General features: G+C 40.7%; 17 protein-coding genes. 9 read left to right on the top strand and 8 right to left on the bottom strand.

All coding sequences use genetic code 11. The features are described 5' to 3' along the window. Positions 1 to 438 precede the first annotated feature (438 nt). The 8 genes from gyrA to dnaA form a co-directional block, all read right to left on the bottom strand. Positions 439 to 2883, bottom strand: a complete 2445-nt coding sequence (gyrA, locus tag LSG31_RS05825) for a DNA gyrase subunit A (protein ID WP_347438452.1) — start codon at positions 2881 to 2883, stop codon at positions 439 to 441. 47 nt (positions 2884 to 2930) lie between these two features. Continuing rightward, positions 2931 to 4661 carry a proline--tRNA ligase gene (locus tag LSG31_RS05820; protein ID WP_347438451.1) on the bottom strand — a complete coding sequence of 577 codons (1731 nt, stop codon included), beginning with the start codon at positions 4659 to 4661 and terminating at the stop codon, positions 2931 to 2933. Between the two features lie 37 nt (positions 4662 to 4698). Further along, entirely contained in the window at positions 4699 to 6645 is a 1947-nt protein-coding gene (gyrB, locus tag LSG31_RS05815) for a DNA topoisomerase (ATP-hydrolyzing) subunit B (protein ID WP_347438450.1), read from the bottom strand. 79 nt (positions 6646 to 6724) lie between these two features. Next, a complete protein-coding gene (remB, locus tag LSG31_RS05810; protein ID WP_347438449.1) occupies positions 6725 to 6976 on the bottom strand; it encodes an extracellular matrix regulator RemB in 252 nt (83 codons plus the stop codon). Positions 6977 to 6987: 11 nt separating this feature from the next. Further along, positions 6988 to 8139, bottom strand: coding sequence for a DNA replication/repair protein RecF (gene recF / locus LSG31_RS05805; protein ID WP_347438448.1), 1152 nt, complete (start codon positions 8137 to 8139; stop codon positions 6988 to 6990). Positions 8140 to 8162: 23 nt separating this feature from the next. After that, positions 8163 to 8375, bottom strand: coding sequence for a S4 domain-containing protein YaaA (gene yaaA / locus LSG31_RS05800; RefSeq protein ID WP_347438447.1), 213 nt, complete (start codon positions 8373 to 8375; stop codon positions 8163 to 8165). 42 nt (positions 8376 to 8417) lie between these two features. After that, the gene (gene dnaN / locus LSG31_RS05795; protein WP_347438446.1) at positions 8418 to 9554 is read right to left on the bottom strand and encodes a DNA polymerase III subunit beta; all 1137 of its coding nucleotides are present in this window, start codon (positions 9552 to 9554) and stop codon (positions 8418 to 8420) included. Positions 9555 to 9780: 226 nt separating this feature from the next. Beyond that, positions 9781 to 11136 carry a chromosomal replication initiator protein DnaA gene (dnaA, locus tag LSG31_RS05790; RefSeq protein WP_347438445.1) on the bottom strand — a complete coding sequence of 452 codons (1356 nt, stop codon included), beginning with the start codon at positions 11134 to 11136 and terminating at the stop codon, positions 9781 to 9783. Positions 11137 to 11698: 562 nt separating this feature from the next. On the opposite strand from dnaA, the gene rpmH reads away from it, so the two are divergent. The 9 genes from rpmH to noc all read left to right on the top strand — a co-directional run bounded on the left by rpmH (position 11699) and on the right by noc (position 19338). Beyond that, positions 11699 to 11848 (top strand): 50S ribosomal protein L34, encoded by a 150-nt coding sequence (gene rpmH, locus LSG31_RS05785; protein ID WP_347438444.1) that lies wholly within the window; start codon positions 11699 to 11701, stop codon positions 11846 to 11848. A 221-nt stretch (positions 11849 to 12069) separates the two neighbouring features. Further along, positions 12070 to 12411 carry a ribonuclease P protein component gene (rnpA, locus tag LSG31_RS05780; protein ID WP_347438443.1) on the top strand — a complete coding sequence of 114 codons (342 nt, stop codon included), beginning with the start codon at positions 12070 to 12072 and terminating at the stop codon, positions 12409 to 12411. After that, a complete protein-coding gene (yidD, locus tag LSG31_RS05775) occupies positions 12408 to 12617 on the top strand; it encodes a membrane protein insertion efficiency factor YidD (protein WP_347438442.1) in 210 nt (69 codons plus the stop codon). Before rnpA ends, yidD begins: the two co-directional genes overlap by 4 nt. Before the next feature lie 27 nt (positions 12618 to 12644). Next, positions 12645 to 13298 (top strand): YidC/Oxa1 family membrane protein insertase, encoded by a 654-nt coding sequence (locus LSG31_RS05770; protein ID WP_347438441.1) that lies wholly within the window; start codon positions 12645 to 12647, stop codon positions 13296 to 13298. Continuing rightward, a complete protein-coding gene (gene jag, locus LSG31_RS05765; RefSeq protein WP_347438440.1) occupies positions 13295 to 14065 on the top strand; it encodes an RNA-binding cell elongation regulator Jag/EloR in 771 nt (256 codons plus the stop codon). The genes LSG31_RS05770 and jag overlap by 4 nt, the downstream gene beginning before the upstream one ends. Positions 14066 to 14358: 293 nt before the next feature. Beyond that, positions 14359 to 15738, top strand: a complete 1380-nt coding sequence (mnmE, locus tag LSG31_RS05760; protein ID WP_347438439.1) for a tRNA uridine-5-carboxymethylaminomethyl(34) synthesis GTPase MnmE — start codon at positions 14359 to 14361, stop codon at positions 15736 to 15738. A 9-nt stretch (positions 15739 to 15747) separates the two neighbouring features. Beyond that, a complete protein-coding gene (gene mnmG, locus LSG31_RS05755) occupies positions 15748 to 17643 on the top strand; it encodes a tRNA uridine-5-carboxymethylaminomethyl(34) synthesis enzyme MnmG (RefSeq protein ID WP_347438438.1) in 1896 nt (631 codons plus the stop codon). Further along, positions 17636 to 18397, top strand: coding sequence for a 16S rRNA (guanine(527)-N(7))-methyltransferase RsmG (gene rsmG / locus LSG31_RS05750; protein ID WP_430734247.1), 762 nt, complete (start codon positions 17636 to 17638; stop codon positions 18395 to 18397). Before mnmG ends, rsmG begins: the two co-directional genes overlap by 8 nt. 107 nt (positions 18398 to 18504) lie before the next feature. Next, positions 18505 to 19338: a nucleoid occlusion protein gene (gene noc / locus LSG31_RS05745; RefSeq protein ID WP_347438437.1), complete on the top strand. Its 834-nt coding sequence runs from the start codon at positions 18505 to 18507 to the stop codon at positions 19336 to 19338. Positions 19339 to 19470: the final 132 nt, after the last annotated feature.

Genomic DNA, 19470 nt, shown 5'->3' with positions numbered 1-19470 from the left:
TGTGACAACGAAAATTATATTAACATAATTGCTTATCTATTGCAATAGCAATTCAATAAAAAATTCAACAATCATATAAATATATTTTCAAATGAGAATATCTATTAGTGAGTGTTCAAAAAGTAGTCAAGTAAGACACAAGGAGTGCGAAGTCGAAGCACGAAAAGCCGACGGAGTGTACGTGTTTGGTACATGAGTAAGGCTTTGGGGATTCGGCAAAGCAATCCGCCGTGGAGTTTTGACTACTTTTTGAACATCCTCTATTATAGAAAAGAGCCAGAATGTAAATCATCCGGCTCTACAATTGCATTCTTCTATATTTTTCTCACACATATCTTAGTTCGTGTTCAAAAAGTGGTTAAAGTAGAGTTTTGACTACTTTTTGAACATCCTCTAAAAAGGATTGAAATTTGATTCAAGTCCTGGCGCCTAATATTCTCAAACAATGTCCCCGTCAGCATCATCTGTTGAAACAACTCTTGCAACATTCATAACTTCTTCTTCATCTTTTAAAGAAATTAGTTTAACACCTTGCGTATATCGTCCCAATTCAGAAATTTCATTAATTCGAAGACGAATCATAACACCTGAGTTTGTAATAATCATTAAATCATCTTCCGAATTCACTACTTTTAATGCAACGATATAGCCGTTTTTCTGTGTAACATTTAACGTCTTAATTCCCTTTCCGCCACGTGTTTGCTCACGATAATCATCAATTGGCGTTCTCTTCCCATATCCATGACTTGTCACAACCAATACGTCCGCGTCATGACGAACGACATCCATATCGATGAGAACATCTTCCGATGAAAGTTGAATTCCTTTCACACCGGTAGCAATTCTCCCCATGACACGCACATCACTTTCTGAAAAACGGATGGACATCCCTAATTTTGTGCCCATAATAATTTGCTGTTGTCCGTCCGTTACTCGTACACCGATCAATTCATCGTCTTCACGAATATTTAAAGCAATTAATCCTCCTTTACGGATATTAGAAAATTCATCCAAGGAAGTTCGCTTGACGATCCCTTTCTTAGTAGCCATGAATACAAATGTTTCTGCTGTAATTTCTTTAACAGGAATCACGGCAGATACTTGTTCACCCTGTTCAATATTCAACAAATTAATAATCGGCGTACCTTTTGCGCTACGGCCCAATTCAGGAATTTCATACGCTTTTATCCGATATACTTTACCTTTATTGGTAAAGAAGAAAATGTAGTCATGTGAAGACGTGACATACAGTTGTTCGACAAAATCCTCTTCTTTTGTACCCATAGCAGTAACTCCACGCCCACCACGTTTTTGACTCCGATATGCAGAGACAGGTATCCGTTTTACGTATCCTTGGTGTGTGATCGTAATCGCTACATCTTCTATCGGTATTAAATCACCTTCATCAAATTCTCCTTCAGCAGCAAGAATTTTCGTTCGTCTTTCATCACCAAATTTATCACGAATTGCTACGAGTTCTTCGCGAATAACTCCTAGAACTTTTTGTTCATCAGCTAAAATAGCTCGTAATTCAGCAATGAGCTTTAATAACTCGTTATATTCATTTTCGATCTTTTCCCGTTCCAAACCGGTTAATCGCTGCAAACGCATATCGAGAATTGCTTGGGCCTGTTCTTCAGACAGTGAAAACTCTGTCATCAATCCCGTACGTGCTTCTTCAGTCGTTTGCGAACTTCGAATCAATGTAATGACTGCATCCAAATGGTCTAAGGCTATGCGCAATCCTTCGAGAATATGGGCACGTGCCTCGGCTTTATTTAAATCGAATTGCGTACGCCTGCGAATCACTGTTTTTTGATGTTCCAAATAGTGATAAATGGTATCACGCAATGGCAGAATCCTCGGTTCTCCGTTCACCAAAGCAAGCATATTCACACCAAACGTCGATTGCAACGCAGTATGTTTAAAGAGATTATTTAATACAACTTGCGGTTTTACATCCCGTCTCAGCTCAATAACGATACGCATGCCATTGCGGTCTGATTCATCGCGCAAATCCGTAATGCCATCGATCTTTTTATCACGTGTTAATTCTGCTATTTTTTCGACGAGTTTTGCTTTATTCACTTGATATGGAATCTCATTTACGATGATACGGACTTTTCCATTGGATCCTTCCTCGATAGTCGTTTCCGCACGCATCGTAATCGAACCACGTCCGGTTTCATAGGCAGATTTAATGCCATCTTTCCCAAGAATCGTTGCTGCAGTTGGAAAATCTGGACCTTTAATCACTTTCATCAAATCCGCAGTTGTGACTTCCGAGTTCTCAATCATCAACAAAACACCATCGATGACTTCACGCAGATTGTGCGGCGGAATATTGGTTGCCATACCGACCGCAATACCAGACGAACCATTTACCAACAAATTCGGATAACGAGAAGGTAAAACGAGTGGTTCTTTCTCACTATCATCATAGTTGGGTCCAAAATCCACCGTCTCTTTGTTAATGTCCCTTAATAATTCCATTGCAATGGATGACATGCGGGCTTCCGTATAACGCATGGCGGCAGCTGAATCACCGTCAATCGAACCAAAATTCCCATGTCCGTCAACGAGAATATAACGAGTGGAAAAATCCTGTGCCATCCGCACCAGAGCATCATAAACCGCGGAGTCTCCATGCGGATGATACTTCGCAAGAACATCCCCGACCACACGGGCGGATTTTTTATAGGGTTTATCAGGAGTCATTCCTACTTCGTACATCGCATAGAGAATGCGGCGATGAACAGGTTTTAACCCGTCACGAACATCCGGAATTGCACGGCTGACGATTACACTCATGGCATAATCAATGAATGATTCACGCAATTCCTGACTGATATCACGTTCTAATAAACGTTCCTTCTCTGCCATTCAGTCTAAACTCCCTTATCCAAATTAAAAGTTTTGCATATGTTATACTATCCGATTGTTGCAAGTTGATTCTTAACAAACGAAACAACTTCCTCCAGATTCATCAGTTGCTTGTCTTCTTCACTTCGCAATTTCACTTCCACAATTCCTTCACCCGCTTGCTTGCCAACGGTAATGCGAATGGGAATGCCGATCAGATCCGAATCTTTAAATTTGACTCCCGGCCGTTCATCCCGATCATCCAACAAAACATCTGCCCCGATATCCTGAAACGTTTGATACAATTCATTGGCGACCGAACGCTGTGTTTCGTCTTTCATGGATACCGGAATGACGTGTACATGATATGGCGCAATCGATAGCGGCCAAATAATGCCATTATCGTCGTAATTTTGTTCGACAACCGCTTGGACAACCCGCGATATACCGATGCCATAACACCCCATAATCATCGGTTTTTCTTGTCCATCCTGATCGATATAAGCAGCGCCGAGCTTTTCAGAATACTTTGTTCCAAGTTTAAAAATATGTCCCACTTCAATGCCTTTAAACGCTTCTAAAGTTCCATCACAATTCGGACAAGGATCGCCAACTCTTACATTGCAAAAATCTCCAATGCGATCCAACGGGAAATCTCTTCCCGGCAGTACATGGCGTAAATGTTGATCTGTTTGATTGGCTCCGCAAACAACAGAACCCATCGCGGCTACTTCCTGATCGACTAATATTGGAATCGCTAATTCTACAGGGCCGGCAAAACCAACAGCCGCATTTGTAACTGCTTGTACTTTTGACTCGGAAGCAAGTTCAATATCTTCCACAAGACCTAAATAATTTTTCACTTTTACTTCATTCACATCGCGATCACCGCGTACAACAACTGCAATTAACTCATTTCCAGCTTGATAGATCAATGTTTTTACGAAGGAAGAGGCATCGACGCCGAGTTGTCCTGCCAATTGTTCAATCGTTTTTAGGTTTGGAGTTGCAAATGATTCATACGCAGGTGAAACCTGATTTCCAATTCCTATTTGTTGGGATTGCAGTGCTTTTCCAACACCCGAAACGGCTTTTTCCAAATTTGCCGCATAGCTGCATTGGTTGCAGGAAATGATTGTATCTTCACCGATCTCGGCCAGAACCATAAATTCATGTGTTCCACCTTCGCCACCGATTGCTCCTGCATCTGCTTCAACAGCACGGAACCGGACACCGCAGCGGGTAAATATGTTTGTATACGCATCATACATTCCACGATACGTGACATCCAATCCATTCCAATCCAAGTCAAAGGAATACGCATCTTTCATCAAAAATTCTCGTCCCCGCATTAATCCGAAGCGAGGCCGGCGCTCATCGCGAAACTTTGTCTGAATCTGATAAAGATTGATAGGCAGTTTCCGATAGGATTTGATTTCATTTTTTACTACAGTTGTAATTACTTCTTCATTTGTCGGACCTAAAACAAATTCCCGCTCATGACGATCCTTTAACCGTACCAATTCAGGTCCGTATGCACTATCACGACCGGACTCCCGCCACAACTCAATCGGTTGCAACACTGACATATTCAATTCTTGCGCACCGCTCTTATCCATCTCTTCTCTCACAATTGCCTCAACTTTTCGCAACGTTCGATACCCAAGGGGAAGATATGTATAGACACCAGAGGCTAGTTGTCGTATTAACCCTGCCCGGATCAATAATTTGTGACTGATAATTTCCGCTTCGGCCGGTGCTTCTCGGAGTGTAGGCAGCAGTAATTTGCTTTGAAGCATATCCATTCCTCACTTTATTCGTTCAAATTTAACTATTCTAAACATCGAGTTTGGCGTATTTGGCATGTGTTTCGATAAACTCCCGTCTCGGTTCTACCCGATCTCCCATAAGTTTATCAAAGTATTCTTCGGCCATTATTGCATCTTCAACTTTTACTTGTAAAAATGTTCGGCTTTCAGGGTCCATTGTCGTTTCCCACAATTGTTCCGCATTCATTTCTCCAAGGCCTTTGTAACGTTGAATGGATATTCCTGCCTTTCCTATTTCACCAAGTATTAAATCAAGTTGCTTGTCATTGTATGCATAGCGAACAACTTTCCCTTTTTGGACTTTATACAATGGAGGCTGAGCTATGTATACCCAACCGTTCTCAATCAACTTCGGCATATAGCGATAGAAAAATGTCAAAAGCAAGATTCGGATATGGGATCCATCTACATCCGCATCCGTCATGATAATAATTTTGTGATATCGAGCCTTTGTATCATCGAATTCTTCGCCGATCCCAGTACCCAGAGCTGTAATGATCGCCCGAATTTCATTATTGGACAAAATTTTATCCAATCTCGCTTTTTCAACGTTAATAATTTTCCCGCGTAACGGAAGTATAGCCTGAAAATTCCGATCTCTTCCTTGCTTTGCAGAGCCTCCTGCCGAGTCTCCCTCAACAATATAAATTTCACTAATGGATGCATCTTTAGAAGAACAATCGGCTAATTTCCCAGGCAATGAACTGACTTCCAATGCACTTTTTCGTCTCGTTAATTCTCTTGCTTTTCGTGCAGCTTCCCGAGCCCGAGCTGCTGTCACTGATTTATCCATAATTTTTTTGGCAATCGACGGATTTTCGTTTAATGCATTTGTGAGACGTTCTGCAAAAATTGTCTCAACGATTCCACGCACTTCTGAGTTTCCTAATTTTGTCTTCGTTTGACCTTCAAATTGTGGTTCCGGAATTTTCACGCTGATGATGGCAGTCAGACCTTCCCTGACATCATCTCCCGTTAAATTGCTATCCGCTTCCTTTAAAAAATTATTACGTCTCGCATACTCATTGATTACCCTTGTTAATGCACTTTTAAACCCGGATTCATGAGTTCCGCCTTCATGTGTATGTATGTTGTTTGCAAACGAAAAAATATTGCTTGTATAGCTATCGTTATATTGCAAGGCGATTTCAAAAGCAATTCCATCCCGCTGTCCGGAAACAGTAATCGGCGTTTCGTGGAGAACATCTTTATTTTTGTTCAAGTATTCGACAAAAGAAGATACTCCACCAGCATATTCAAAGGTTTGAGATTTTTCGATCCGATTATCTGTTAATATAATCCGAAGACCTGCATTCAAAAATGCCAATTCCCGCAATCGAGACTGTAGTGTATCATAGGAGTACTCAGTGGTTTCCGTAAAAATTTCAGTATCTGGCTGAAAACGTGTTTTTGTGCCTGTGTCATTCATTTCACATGTACCGATTGTTTTTACTTCAGTCACAGGAACCCCACGCTCATAACGTTGAAAAAAGATTTGTCCATCCCGCTTTACTTCAACTTCCATCCATTCCGATAAAGCATTCACAACGGACGCACCCACTCCGTGCAGACCGCCGGAAACTTTGTATCCTTCTCCACCAAATTTACCGCCCGCGTGTAAAACGGTATGAATGACTTCAAGCGTCGATTTTCCCATTTTAGGATGAGTACCTACCGGAATTCCACGCCCGTTGTCAGTGACTGTGATTGTATTATCATTGCCTACAATTACATGAATTTCGTCGCAATGTCCTGCTAACGCTTCATCGATGCTATTATCTACAATTTCCCAGACAAGATGATGCAGGCCCCTGGCACTCGTCGAACCAATATACATGCCTGGTCGTTTCCGAACTGCCTCTAATCCTTCGAGCACCTGTATTTGACTCTCATCATATGTATGAATCTCTTGAGTCAATGTTGAATCCCTCCACGAATCCGATTCTAGAATCATTAAATTTTATCTTATCATAATTATGTATGAATACCAAAAAACGCACGCAATAGTCGCCGCGTGCCTTTTTCAACTCCCATTATTCCAATTCATCCATATAACTCGCCCGTTTTTTAAGTGTTAGTGAACTGATTGGCGAATAATAGATGTAATCGTTGGTTACGACAAACGATTTTGAATCATCGGGATCAATCATGACAATTTTTCCGTTTTTCTCAACTTTTTGCAGGTATTTTGCGGTTTCTTCCGATTCCTCTTTCATTCTTAAATCAAAAATTGCGATTACATCTTTACTAGAGACCATTACATCTCCGCCTAAATGTATAAACAAAAACGGGACACCTACCCTTCCTTGGTTATTATACCAGAATTGACAGAAAAAACTTCGGCATGATTTTTTAAAAAAATCTCCAATCCATAGGTTGTGGTAGCCGTAATAAATGTTTGTACTTTTTCGCCCATTGATTTTACCAAATGTTGCTGACGCTGTTCGTCCAATTCGGATAACACATCATCTAAAAGCAAAATTGGATATTCCCCGACCTCTTCTTTGATCAAGTCTATTTCTGCGAGTTTCATGGATAAAGCGGCTGTTCGCTGTTGTCCTTGGGATCCATAAATATCAACCGGCTTATCGTGAATGGATACCTGTACATCATCTCGATGTGGGCCTATTGATGTGCTGCCTCTCTGTAAATCTTGCGGCATGCGTTGCTCAAGTTGATTTATATAAACTTCCCGCATTTGTTCAGCAGAAAGTGGGTTCATTTCTTCTTTACATGTAGTATCAGGGAGAAATATTGGAATGGAACTTACATAACTCAAGGAAAGATCTTCTCTGCCTCCTGATATTTGTTGATGAATTTGATTTGCGTATTTTTGCAATTTGTGAATAAATTCATAACGTTTTCGAATGACTTTTATTCCGTGTTCAATGATTTGTTCATCCCAAACTGCAAGAATCGGTTGTATAGAGCGAATGGATTGCTGCTGTCCATTTTTTAAAATACTGTTTCGTTGTTGCAATACTTTTTGATACTGGGACAAATGGTACAAATATTTGGGACTCATTTGCGCAATTTCCAAATCCATGAATTTTCTGCGGATTTGCGGACTGCCTTTCACTAGGGTCAAATCTTCTGGGGCAAATAACACAATATTTAAATGACCGACGAAGTCACTCATTTTGCGTTTTTCCACTCCATTAATCAAAGCTCGTTTGCCTTTTTTCAAGACATCCAATTCCAGCTTATAGCGCCTTTCAGATCTATTGATTGAGGCAGAAATTGTCGCTTTCTCGCTGCCCCAGCGAATCATTTCCTGATCCTTGTTGGTGCGGTGTGATTTAGCAACCGCAAGCATCAAAATGGCTTCCAGAATATTGGTTTTTCCTTGTGCATTTTGACCGACGATCAAATTCGCAGTAGGCGAAAATTCAATGGCAAGAGACTGATAGTTGCGAAATTGTTTTGCTTGCAATGCTGTTACAAACATGACGGTATCCTTTGAAATTAAATTTAATGGACAATTTTAAATATTCCTATATTCTGAATGGCAATCATATCTCCTGGATACAATTTTTTCCCCCGGCGATTTTCAAGTTTTCCATTGACATGTATTTCATATTCACTCAAAAACCATTTTATATCGCCGCCTGACGTAATAACATCCGCATATTTTAAAAATTGCCCGAGTGTTATTTCCTCTGTCGTAATTTTTATATCTGTCATCTGTCGATGGATCCTCCTTCAGGGAGTGACATAAAAAAATTCTTAATAAATCCTGACTGGCAGAACGAGTGTCAAATATCCCGGATTGTCCAGGGGTTTTAATAGTATAGGACTCATGGAGCCTGTAAATTCAACAGTAATTTCAGGGCTTGTAATTACGCGTAGTGCTTCAATCAGATATTTTGCATTACAAGCAATGATCATATCTTCTCCTGATACCTGGATTGGCTTTAGTGTTTCTGATACTTTTCCAACATCCGGTGAATTGGAAGTGATATCAATGATCATTTGTTTAATATTAAATCGAACTACATTGTTGTCATTGTCTTTTGCAATTAAGGCAGCACGTTCAACTGCATCAAGAAGATCTTTTGTCTTGACTTGGACAGCCGTTTTATACGTATTTGGAATGATTCGCGTCGTATCCGGATATTGGCCTTCTAATAGCCGGGAATAAAATTGGGTTCTCCCCATGTGAATCAATACCTGGTTATCTGCAACAACAATGTCAACTAACGTATCATCTTCTGATAATAAACGGCCTAATTCAAGCAGACTCTTCCCAGGAACAATAATATTGAAAAGCTGCATTTCTTCCGGTGCTTCTACTTGTACTTTTCTGCTTGCCAATCGATGACTATCTGTTGCCACAAATTTCAGATTGCCTTCTTTAAGCGACCAAACGACACCAGTTAAAACCGGACGAATTTCTTCAGTTGAAACAGCATAAACTGTTTGACGAATCATATCTTTTAATAGATCGCTTGGTATGCTAAAAACCTGATTTCCTGTGACTTGCGGCAATCTTGGAAATTCTTCTGCGTCTAAACCATGTAAATTAAACTCGGAAGTACCAGAACGAATAATGGTTAAATAATTTTGTTTCACTTCAATATCAACGGTTGCTTGTGGTAATTTGCGAACGATTTCGCCTAGATATTTTGCTGTTAATACAATCGATCCCAATTGATGAATTTGCAGGATTGTTTCTCCATTTTGTTCTTTCTGTACGATTGTTTCGATACCGATTTGTAAATCAGTTGCAGTCATTTTTAAACCTTGTTCTGTCACACTTAATTTGATGCCAGTTAATATGGGAATTGTTGTTTTTGTAGAAATTGCCTTTTGAACAGATTGAATGGCGGTTAAAAAGTGACTGCGATCAATGGTTATATGCATGGATAAGCCTCCTAAAAATTTTAGGAATAAGTCTCTTCAAGGTAGCATAGATAGTAATAGTAAGAATATAAATATAGTAATAATAGTAGTAGGGGCCCTGAATATGTGGATAATTTCAAAAAGGCAGGAAGCATCCAATGAAATCCACATGTCATCATTGTGGACAAGTTGTTTACAATCGACCCGAATTTATCCACATATTCAGCAAACCCATGTGAATTTCTATTTATTGCGTAATTTTTTCTTTCAGATGTTCAACCGTTTGACGGAGTGAGAAATCTTGAGTGATTTCTTTTGTAATCTTTTCATGTGCATGAATGACTGTCGTATGATCTCTTCCGCCAAACTCGCTTCCGATTTTCGGAAGTGAACAATCGGTTATTTCTCGTGCCAGATACATCGCAATTTGACGCGGGAATGCAATGGCTTTCGTACGTTTTTTTGCTTTGAAATCCTCAATTTTTAAACTGAAATGTTCCCCGACTATTTTTTGAATATCTGCGATTGTAATGATTTTTGTCTTGCTGGGTGAAATGATGTCTCTAAGTGCTTCTTCTGCCAATTCCATCGACATATCCCGATTGGTTAACGATGAGTATGCAACAACTCGAATTAAAGCGCCTTCCAGCTCTCGAATATTTGTATCGATCTTATTGGCTATATACATAATGACTTCATCAGGAATGTCCAGCCCATCCGCTTTTGCTTTTTTATAGAGAATCGCAATACGGGTTTCTAAATCAGGGATTTGAATATCTGTGGTTAATCCCCATTCAAATCGGGAACGCAAGCGATCTTCGAGTGTAGGTATCTCTTTTGGCGGGCGGTCGCTGGAAATAATAATTTGTTTTTCGGCATCATGCAATGCGTTGAATGTATGAAAAAACTCTTCTTGTGTTTGTTCTTTTCCAGCCAAAAATTGAATATCGTCAATTAACAGAACGTCAATATTTCTATATTTATTACGGAAATCCGCACCTTTATTATTCATAATGGCCGTAATAAATTCGTTCGTGAATTTTTCGGAAGAAATATATAAAACCTTTGAAGATGGATTTTGCTGTAATACATAATGACCAATCGCATGCATGAGGTGTGTTTTTCCAAGACCTACCCCACCGTAAATAAATAAAGGATTGTATGCTTTTGCCGGCGCTTCTGCAACTGCAAGGCTGGCTGCGTGAGCAAATCGGTTTCCAGCGCCGATCACGAAGGTTTCAAATCGATATTTTGGATTTAACATGGTTGGTACAAATTCTTCGGCGGCTGCAGTCGGTAGTTCCGGTTGGTTTTCCGCTGGTTTTTGGGCAACATGCGCATCTTCATTCGGGAATTGAGGGATGGTAAATCGTACGGAAAGATTTTTTTTGGTCAATTGTTTTAACATCTCTTCAATAATCGAAGTATAGTGTGAATCCAGCCAGTCCCTGACGAATTCATTAGGCGCTTGAATAAATAAGCTTTGTCCATCGAAAGAATGTGCTTTTGTGGCTTTTAACCATGTTTCATAACTTGGCTTGCTTAAGCGGTTTTCTAAAGCCGCTAACGTGTTTTCCCACAATTCTTGTGCGCGGCGATCCATGTTGCGCGGAACCTCCTCCTAGCTCACGTACAAAAAGTAATTACGTAAAAGGTGAAAATCATGCGAACGTTCCCAAATTAAAGACACAAATAAAGCCCACAGAACATAAAAAGTATGAACAGGAACTGTGGACAAAAAAGTCGCAGAACGTCGATATTTTATATGATATGTGGAAAATTGTAAACAACATGTCGAGTTTTGTGAATAACTTTATTCAGAGCATGAGAATAAGTATTAACAAAGTTATCCACACCTGTGGAAAAAGTTGTGGATAGATTTTTATTATCCCCAAGATAAGACTATGATAACAGATCGGCAAAGGTTGGAGCAATGCATTTTTAAAAACTTATCCACATGACAAACAATAAGCAGTTTAGTGTATTCACATGGTTGTGAATTGGGGATAAAGTCGTGAATAAGTTGTCGATACATGTCGTATGCCGGTATAAAATTATTCACATGTTATCCAGATTTTTTATTTGCTATTTCTCTTCTTGACAGTATATAATAGATGTCGTTATACTATTAGGGAATGTCATCTTCGGGACGATTGTTTTAACCGATGGAGGTGTATGAATTGAAACCAACTTTCCAACCGAATGTTCGCAAACGTAAAAAAGTTCATGGATTCCGTAAACGCATGAGCACAAAGAATGGGCGTAAAGTTTTGGCTGCTCGTCGCCGTAAGGGTAGAAAGGTATTATCTGCTTAAGTAAGGCCCCACTTTGGTGGCCTTTTTCTACATATAGTTGAAAATACATGATACTGAAAAGATATTTTGCAAATTTACAAAGGTACTGCATTTACAAAGGTGCTGCATATGTCTCTATATAGCTTTTTCTATAGACAATATTCGACAATATCAAATTATTACTTTTAGATTTCGTTTATGTATGATTTTTTAGTGTAAGCGGTTGAAAAGGATAGAGATCCATGCGATCACAACACAAACTTCGCAAAAATGAACAATTTCAGGAAGTTTTTAAACATGGCAGATCTTTTGCCAATCGCTTCCTCGTTGTTTATTTTAAGCCTCAAGAATTACCTTCTGAATTTCATATTGGATTTTCTGTCAGCAAAAAAGTTGGAAAAGCTGTGGTCCGCAATCGTGTCAAGCGATTGTTAAAAGCGGCAATAGCCGATATTTCCGAACAAATCGATTCCAGGTTCGACATTGTAATTATTGCACGCCCGCGTGTTGTAGAACTGGAATTTGAAGAAGTCAAAAAAAACCTGATACATGCATTTTCCAATGCCGGGTTGTTTCGCACATGAAAATGATTTTGATTGCTTGTATTCGTTTTTATCAAATGTGGATCTCACCATTGAAACCGCCAAGTTGCAGATTTTCACCTACTTGTTCCGAGTATGCTTTACAGGCAGTGCGCAAATATGGTGCTGTTTATGGTGGTTATTTGTCCATGATTCGGATACTAAAATGCGGGCCTTGGCATAAAGGTGGATATGATCCGGTACCATAATCTGTTTTGAATTGGAGGCAAACCCCTTTGAGTTGGTGGTCGAATTTTGTTTCATTTATATCTGATGGCATTGATTTTTTCGCGCATTATACCGGATATGGCTGGTCCATCCTGATCGTGACATTGATTATCCGTCTGGCAACATTACCTTTTTATCTAAAACAGTTGCGGTATACCAAAGGAATGCAGGTGTTGCAGCCAGAAATTAAAAAGATCCGGGATAAGCATAAAAATGACGCTCAAAAAATGCAGCAGGAAATGATGAAGTTGTACCAGCAGTATAATCTGAATCCTCTTTCCGGTTGTTTTCCAATTTTGATTCAGATGCCAATCCTGTTGGCCTTGTACCGGGCAATTATGTATAACACGAGTATCAAGTCTGCCAGCTTTTTGTGGGTGTCCAGCTTAGGGTTGCCTGATCATTTTTACATATTGCCGATTTTGGCAGCAGCTTTGACATATTTCCAACAGAAAATGATGATGGTTGGCACGATTGGCGGCATGAGTGAGCAGCAGCAAAAAATGATGCTGATCATTTATCCGGTTATGATCCTGTTTATTAGCTTTAAGTTTCCAGCGGCTTTAGCTTTATATTGGGTATATGGTAGTGTGTTCACAATTGCGCAAACCTATTTTACAAAGACATTGCCTGCGAAAAAGGAGGAGGCAACGGCTAAATGAAAAAAGTGGTGGCGACCGGAAAAACAATTGATGAAGCGGTGCAAAAGGCTTTACAACGGTTGCAGGCAACGAAGGAACAAGTAAACATTACGGTTCTAAAGCAACCGAGCCGTGGTTTGTTCGGTTTGATCGGAACTCGAGATGCGGAAGTGGAAGTCGAGTTGGTGATTAAGGTTGAACAGGAGGTAAGATCTGATACCGGTTCGTCTGTCGATACTGTATTCGCATCAAATTCTGCGGCAAATGTGGAAATGACTACGGCGACGGACTCATTGAAAAATGATTTGATAGAAACCAAGCTGACCACAGTGGAATCGAAAGATGCAGTTGAAGAGGCATATGAGTTTTTGCTTCAGATTGTAGAAGCTATGGGCCTTCAAAACGTAAAAATTGAGAGGCTTAATAAAGAAGACCGATTTGAATTTCATATGTTTGGTTCCGATATTGGTGTTCTGATAGGAAAACACGGCCATACTCTCGATTCGTTACAGTATCTTGTAAATCTTGTTGCAAATAAACATTCGGATCGATTTGTTCGAATTGTTTTGGATGCAGAAAGCTATCGAAGCCGAAGAAGAGAAACATTAGAGAAGCTTGCAGATCGTTTGGCGGATCGGGCTGCTCGGCAGCGGACGGAAGTGGTTTTAGAACCTATGTCTGCATCGGAGCGTAAAGTGATTCATAGTCGGTTGCAAGAACGAAAAGATGTAAAAACACAAAGCCGCGGGGAAGAGCCTTATCGCAAAATCGTCATTATTCCAAATTAAAACTTTCATGATCAAACTTTCATGATTATATAAATAGGTTTCTTACGATCAAGAGCGTTGATTCAAATGTTTGCATTGAATCGATAGGCTCTTTTTATTTTTTAAAAAAGTGTGCACATGTGGAAAACTTCTTACCTGCTATGAGGGAAGGAGTTTTTTATTATTCTATTCACATGTTGATAATTTTTCCGGATGTGTTTAGAGTTGCAAATCGGTGTGTTACAATATAATGTGCACAACTTTGCATGATATTGTGAATCTATACTATTGTGGAAAAGTAAGGAGCGAAAGTTGTGAATGATTGGGATACGATAGCTGCGATTGCGACCGCTCTTGGGGAGAGTAGTGTTGGAATCGTTCGCATCAGCGGACCGGAAGCGATTCGCATTGTGGATAAAGTTTTTACAGGGAAAAAGCGGTTAGAAACTGTAGCGTCACATACAGTACATTATGGTCATATTCGAAAGTTTTCCACTGGGGATATTATTGACGAGGGGCTTGTACTTGTAATGCGTTCTCCAAGAAGTTATACCGCAGAGGATGTTGTAGAAGTGCAATGTCATGGTGGTATAGTAGCCATTCGCCGTGTACTGGAAACGATTCTGGAAGCAGGTGCGCGATTGGCAGAGCCTGGTGAATTTACGAAACGAGCGTTTCTGAATGGAAGGATTGATCTTTCCCAAGCGGAAGCAGTGATCGACGTGATTCGTGCGAAGACGGATACGGCTATGCAAGTAGCTCTAAAGCAGGTAGAGGGAAGCTTGAGCCAAGAAATTCGTCTATTAAGGCAAAAGTTGATTGAATTGTTGGCACATATTGAAGTAACAATTGATTATCCGGAACATGATGTAGAGGATGTAACGGTTCGACGTGTGATCCAGGATGGAGAGGTTGCCATTGAGCGAATTCAGCGCATATTACATGGTGCACGCCACGGAAGAATTTTGCGAGAAGGACTAAAAACGGTTATTGTTGGTCAACCGAACGTTGGCAAATCGTCGTTATTAAATCGATTGTCTCGTACTGAGCGGGCGATTGTTACTGATATTCCAGGCACTACCCGTGATATTTTAGAGGAAAGCGTCAATATTCGCGGTATACCTTTGACGATTCTTGATACGGCAGGCATTCGGGAAACAGAGGATGTTGTTGAAAAAATCGGTGTGGAGAGAAGCAGAGAAGCGATTCAGGATGCGGACCTGACAGTTGTCGTTTTGGACGGATCCAAGCCATTAAGCGCTACAGATGAGGATTTATTGCAAATAGCTTCAAAGCGAATGAGTATTGTAATCGTCAATAAAGCCGATTTAGGATCTGCTGTTTCACTGGATCAAATTGGACAATATATGCCCGTAGAGCGAATTGTACATACTTCAATAAAAACGGGAATCGGTTTAGAGAATTTTGAAGATCTGGTAGAGGAACTGTTTTTGGGTGGACAAATCGAGCAAAAAGATGCGACATATGCCACGAATGTACGACATATTGCTTTATTGGAGCAAGCAAAAACACAATTATCAGAAGCTGTCCAATCCGCTCAAATGGGCATGACACTTGACTTAGTAGCTGTTGATGTAAAAAATGCCTGGTCTACGCTAGGCGAAGTCATTGGCAAAGAAGTTGGGGAGGATCTATTGGATCAAATCTTTTCACAATTTTGTTTAGGAAAGTAGGTGGATTGTATGAAATATGAAGCTGGAGAATATCATGTTATCGTTATTGGCGCCGGACATGCCGGGTGTGAGGCTGCTTTGGCGGCGGCACGCATGGGCTGTCGTACATTGCTTTTAACGATTAACCTTGATACGGTTGCGTATATGCCTTGTAATCCGGCGATTGGCGGTCCAGCGAAAGGAAATGTGGTTCGGGAAATTGATGCCTTAGGCGGCGAGATGGCTCGGAATATTGATAAAACCTATATTCAAATGCGCATGTTAAACACGGGGAAAGGACCTGCTGTACATGCGTTGCGGGCTCAAGCCGATAAATTTTTGTATGGACAAGCCATGAAGCATACGATAGAGAATGAACCGAATCTTACATTACGGCAAGGAATGGTGGAAGAAGTTGTTACTGAAAATGGCCGTGTAAGAGGAGTCATTACAAAAACAGGTGCGATTTATCGGTCAAAAGCTGTTGTATTGACAACGGGTACATATTTGCGGGGCCGGATCATCATTGGTGATATTTCCTATCAAAGTGGTCCAAATGGTCAAATGCCAGCCATGAAATTAACGGATAGTTTACTGGATTTAGGATTTCAGTTGGCGCGCTTTAAAACGGGCACTCCTCCGCGGGTAAACAAGCATACGATCGATTTTTCAAAAATGACGGTACAGCCGGGGGATGAAGAGCCTTTGCATTTTTCGTACGATGACAACGTGCCGGAACGGGAACAAGTCCCTTGCTGGCTAACATATACATCGGAAACAACACATGCCATTATCGGGGAAAATCTCCACCGCAGCCCCATGTACTCTGGTGAAATAAAAGGAACCGGACCGCGGTATTGTCCGTCTATTGAAGATAAAATTGTGCGTTTTGCTGATCGCCCGTCCCATCAGATATTTTTGGAGCCGGAAGGTCGCCATACTGCTGAATGGTATGTACAAGGACTATCGACAAGCTTGCCGGAAGATGTTCAATTGTTGATGTTAAAATCCATTCCCGGACTGGAACATGTAGAAATGATGAGGCCTGGCTACGCAATCGAATATGATGCCATTATGCCTACACAACTTTGGTCAACTCTGGAGACAAAAGAAGTCAAAGGATTTTTCACGGCTGGTCAGATCAATGGTACTTCAGGATATGAAGAGGCTGCTGGACAAGGGATTATGGCAGGAATTAATGCCGCATTACAAGTTTTGGACCGTGAGCCGTTGGTTTTGGATCGTTCCGATGCTTATATTGCAGTGATGATTGATGATTTGGTTACAAAGGGAACCAGTGAACCCTATCGACTATTGACATCCCGCGCGGAATATCGGTTGATTTTACGTCATGATAACGCGGATTTGCGTCTAATGGAAATAGGTTATCGGATTGGTTTGGTTTCTGAACAACGTTTTGATAAATTTCTTAAAAAGAAAGAGTGGATTGCAAGGGAAAAAGACCGTTTGGCCAGTACCCGAGTCAAACCAGAGGATCCAATTGTCATAAAAAAAATTCAAGAGAGCGGATCGATGCCTTTGGCGAATGTAATGTCCCTTGAACAATTGTTGCGTCGACCCGAAATTAATTATGAGTTGATTGAGTCTTTGGCGCCTAACATTGACACGGAGTTGCATCCAGATGTGAAAGAACAAGTGGAAATTCAGATTAAGTATTCGGGATATATTGAAAAACAGACACAGCAGATCGAAAAGCAAAAAAAGTTGGAACAAAAGCTAATTCCTGATGATATCAATTATCAGGTTGTCAAAGGATTATCTTCCGAATCGAGAGAAAAGTTGAAAAACATTCGCCCGCGTTCGATTGGACAAGCTTCGAGGATCTCGGGTGTAACGCCTGCGGATATATCGATTTTATTGATTTATCTGGAATCTCGCGGAAAAAGGAACGTGGCAAATGGATAGTTCGATGGATCGGCAGTTGATGGTTCAACAGCAAACCCTCGAACCCCAATTTCAAGAATGGTGTGAAGGGCTTTCCTTATCATTGGGTTCGGATCAGCTAAGACAATTTTTCTCGTATTATCAAATGTTAATTGCATGGAATGAACGTATGAATTTAACAGCTTTAACAGAAGTGCTGGATGTATATCTGAAACATTTCTATGATTCATTGACACTTGCATCCGCACCATCTTTGCAAACGCGGGGATCCCTGTTAGATATTGGGGCAGGTGCAGGTTTCCCAAGCATACCGCTGCGAATTGTGTATCCTGAATTACAGGTTACAATTTTGGATTCCTTACAGAAGCGAATTCAATTCCTTGGTGAATTAATTCTGGGATTACGGATATCAAATAATGTCTCAGCCGTACATGGACGCGCTGAAGATTTTGGCAGGCGCCCTGCTTGGAGAGAATCCTTTGATCAAGTGACTGCACGGGCGGTCGCCCGCTTGCCGGTATTGGCGGAATATTGTTTGCCTTTTGTGAAAGTGAATGGATGTTTTCTCGCCTTAAAAGGTCTTGAGGGAGAGGAAGAAGCGAGAGAAGGTAAAAGCGCTGTGCATCAATTGGGCGGCGAAATTGAACAAGTGATACCTGTGGATTTGCCTTTACAGGCAGGAAAGCGATGCATTCTTGTGATTCGAAAGGTGAAGCAGTGTCCGAAATCATTTCCAAGAAAAGCGGGCGTGCCGCAAAAAAGACCATTAGTATAGATCATTTGCAGGAATCCTTCCCACGAATGACGAATATAAAAATTTGCTAGTGTCTACAGGATATTCTTGTACGGTAGCGAGAAATTGCAGGGTTGGTGATTTCCAGGATGAGAGATCAATTGACAAGGTTGTTTGGTTTTGATAATCGGGTTCAAGGGCAAGAGGAAGTCAAACAGGTACCTGTTGATGAAATTATCTCAAGTCCGTATCAACCTCGCTCCGTTTTTGATGATGATAAAATTGAGGAATTAAGTCAAACCATTCGTACACATGGAATGATTCAGCCAGTTATCGTACGCAAAGTTGAGAATTCCTATGAGTTGATTGCAGGAGAACGTCGCTGGAGAGCGGCCAAAAAACTGGGGTTGCCCACAATTCCGGCGATCGTTCGAGAAATGGGCGATTCCCAGGCAGCATCAGTCGCGCTTATTGAGAATTTGCAAAGAGAAGGTTTAACTGCAATTGAGGAAGCAATTGCATATCAACAATTGTTGGAGCTTCATGGTTTGACGCAAGAAAGCCTTGCGCAGCGTTTAGGCAAAGGACAATCGACGATTGCAAATAAGCTGCGTTTGCTGCATTTGCCTGAACAGGTGCAGGAAGCACTGATGAATCGAATCATCACAGAACGCCATGCGCGTGCATTGTTATCTTTACCGTCTGTAGATTTGCAACTAAAGATTGTAAAAGAAATTCAGGAACGAGATCTAAACGTGAAGCAGACAGAGGGGAAAGTAAAGCAGATTCTGGAGCAAATGCAAGAGCGAGCAAAGCCGAAGCCAAAACGAATTTCGTTTTCAAAGGATGTCCGGTTGGCAGTCAATACGATTCGCCAATCTTTGGATATGATCCAAAAGAATGGACTAACAGTCGACACAGAAGAAGAAGATCATGAGGAATTTTACCAGTTTACGATTCGCGTTCCTAAAAACAAAAAATAGATGTTCTGTATGTTTAACCAAGTGGAAATGAAGTTTTGAGTATGTTTCTGTTTACGATATAAAAATTGGTTGCCTCCGGTTGCATCGGGGGCTTTCTTGTTGATTACTCTTCAGCATATCAAATAATTTTTC

The sequence above is a fragment of the Fodinisporobacter ferrooxydans genome (genome assembly GCF_022818495.1).
Lineage (GTDB): Bacteria > Bacillota > Bacilli > Tumebacillales > MYW30-H2 > Fodinisporobacter > Fodinisporobacter ferrooxydans.
Note: the sequence above shows the minus strand (reverse complement) of the source record. Positions and strands in the feature narration are given on the sequence as shown.